This window comes from Promicromonospora kroppenstedtii DSM 19349 (assembly GCF_000515355.1).
Taxonomy (GTDB): domain Bacteria; phylum Actinomycetota; class Actinomycetes; order Actinomycetales; family Cellulomonadaceae; genus Promicromonospora; species Promicromonospora kroppenstedtii.
Genome location: NZ_KI911619.1, coordinates 77905 through 80136, shown reverse-complemented (window position 1 = coordinate 80136; position 2232 = coordinate 77905). Strand labels below are relative to the sequence as shown.

Here is a 2232-nt window from a genome sequence, read left to right as displayed (position 1 = left end):
GCCCGCCTCGCCCGGGCCGACACCGAGCACGCCGCCCAGCTCGGCCGCCCGCCGGGCCAGGTTGCGCAGGCCGCTCTGCGGCACGTCACCGGGGATGCCGACGCCGTCGTCCATCACGGTGAGGACCACGTCGTCCGACACCGCCAGCCGGACCGCGACCGAGCGCGCGTGAGCGTGCCGCGCGACGTTCGACAGCCCTTCACGCAGGACGGCGACCACGTGCTCGGCGACGTCGGACGGGACGGCCGAGTCGACCGGCCCGTCGAACCGGAGCTGCGGGGAGTAGCCGAGTGGACCGGTGGCCACGTCGATCTCGGTGATGACCCGGGACCGCAGGTCCCCCTCCGGCATGCGGGCCGCGCCCGGCTGCAGCCGGTGCACGGTGGTCCGGATGAGCGCGATCGTCTCGTCGATCTCGTCGACCGCCCGGCCGACCCGGTCCGCGTGGTCGCCGTCGAGGTCGCGCCGCAGGGAGAGCAGCCCCAGGCCCGTGGCGTAGAGCCGCTGGACGGCGAGGTCGTGCAGGTCGCGGGCGATACGCTCCCGGTCGCGCAGCACGGCGAACCGCGCGGCGTCGACACGGTGCTCCGCGAGCTCCAGCGCCACGGCCGCCTGGGCGGCGAAGCCCTGCAGCGCCTCCACGGCCACCGGCGCGAACGGCATCCGGCCCTCGAACCGCCCGACGGCCAGGACACCGCGCGTGCCGCCCGGCCCGCCCAGCGGCAGCACCGCGAGGGGGCCGATCTCGTGCCGCAGGTCGAAGGAGAGCTGGGCGCGCTCGTCGGCCACGGCGTCGGGCGAGACGATCGGCTCGCCCGACCTCAGGACCACGTTGGAGAACGTACCGCCCGGCGGGAGCATGACGCCCACCAGTCGCTTCGCCTCGGTACCAGCGGCGGCCCGCACGACGAGGTGCTGGTACCCGTTCTCGGGCAGGGCCATGATCGCGGTGTCCGCGCCCACGACCCGCAGCGCGTTGTCGGCCACGAGTGCGAGCACCTCCTCCGGGGAGCAGCCGGTGAGCACGCGGCGGGAGATCTCGTCGTTCGCCCGCGCGGACTGCTCGCGCAGCCGCGACTCCTCGTAGAGGTTCGCGTTCTCGATCGCGACGCTCGCGCCCGCCGCCAGCGCCTCCACCAGCCGCTGGTCCTCCTCGGTGAAGTCGCCCTCACCGAGCTTCTCCGTCAGGTAGAGGTTGCCGAACGCGCCGCCGTGCACGCGCAGCGGCACCCCCAGGAAGGACCGCATGGGCGGGTGGTTCGCCGGGAACCCCACGGACGCCGGGTGCTCGCCGAGGTCGTGCAGCCGCAGCGGGACCGGGTGCCGGATCAGCTCGCCCAGGATCCCGTGCCCGGTCGGGTAGGGGCCGATGGCCCGCACCTGCGCCGGGGACAGCCCGACCGTCAGGAACCGGGCGATGCGTCCGTCGTCCCCCAGTACGCCCAGCGCCACGTACCGGGCGCCGACGAGGCGGGCGGCGATCGCGCTGATCTGGTTCAGGGCCGTCTCGAGGTCCAGGCCGCGCCCGAGGTTCGCCAGCGCGTCGAGCAACAGCTCGGGCCGTTCATGAGCATGCTGGGCCACGGCACCCTCCCGCAGTTCACGTCCCCCCTGCGCCTTCCACGGTAACGCCGTCGGGGGTCTTTCGGCCCGTTCCGGGCGGGACCTTGGCCCCGCCCACCGGGTCCTGCGCCGGCGCCCCTAGCATGGGGCCCACCGATCGCCGACGCCGACCAAGGAGCCTCCGTGGACGTTCCGTTCTACTGGGTGGACGTGTTCGCGGACACGCCGCTGACCGGCAACCCGCTCGCCCTCGTGCCCGACGCCGACCCGCTGCCCGAGGCGACGATGCAGGCGGTCGCCCGGGAGTTCAACCAGTCCGAGACGACGTTCCTGGTCCGCCCCGACCGATCCGGGGCCGACCACCGGCTGCGGTCCTTCACGCCCGCCGGCGTGGAGGTCTTCGGCGCGGGCCACAACGCGATGGGCGCCTGGATCTGGCTGGCGCTGTCCGGGCGGCTGGACCCGGCCAGGGACCGGTTCGTCCAGCAGATCGGCGACGACCTGCTGGACGTGCGGGTGACGCGGCCCGGTTCCGGCGTCGAGGTCTCGATGGCGCAGTCCGCCCCGCGGTTCCTGGGCCGGGTCGAGGACCGCGCGGCGCTGGCCGCCGTGCTGGGCCTGCGCCCCGAGGACCTCAGCGCCGACCGCGTCGCCGAGGTCGCCTCCACC

At 74.9% G+C, this 2232-nt stretch carries 2 protein-coding genes; one reads left to right on the top strand and one right to left on the bottom strand.

The window, feature by feature from the left end; translation table 11 throughout:
- A partial coding sequence (locus PROKR_RS05060; protein WP_245605704.1) for a sensor histidine kinase occupies positions 1-1584 on the bottom strand: 1584 nt, incomplete at its 3' end.
- A gap of 162 nt (positions 1585-1746) precedes the next feature.
- Between PROKR_RS05060 and PROKR_RS05055 the strand changes: the two genes are divergently transcribed.
- Positions 1747-2232, top strand: a 486-nt coding sequence (locus tag PROKR_RS05055; RefSeq protein ID WP_157601889.1) for a PhzF family phenazine biosynthesis protein, incomplete at its 3' end; no start/stop codon positions are given.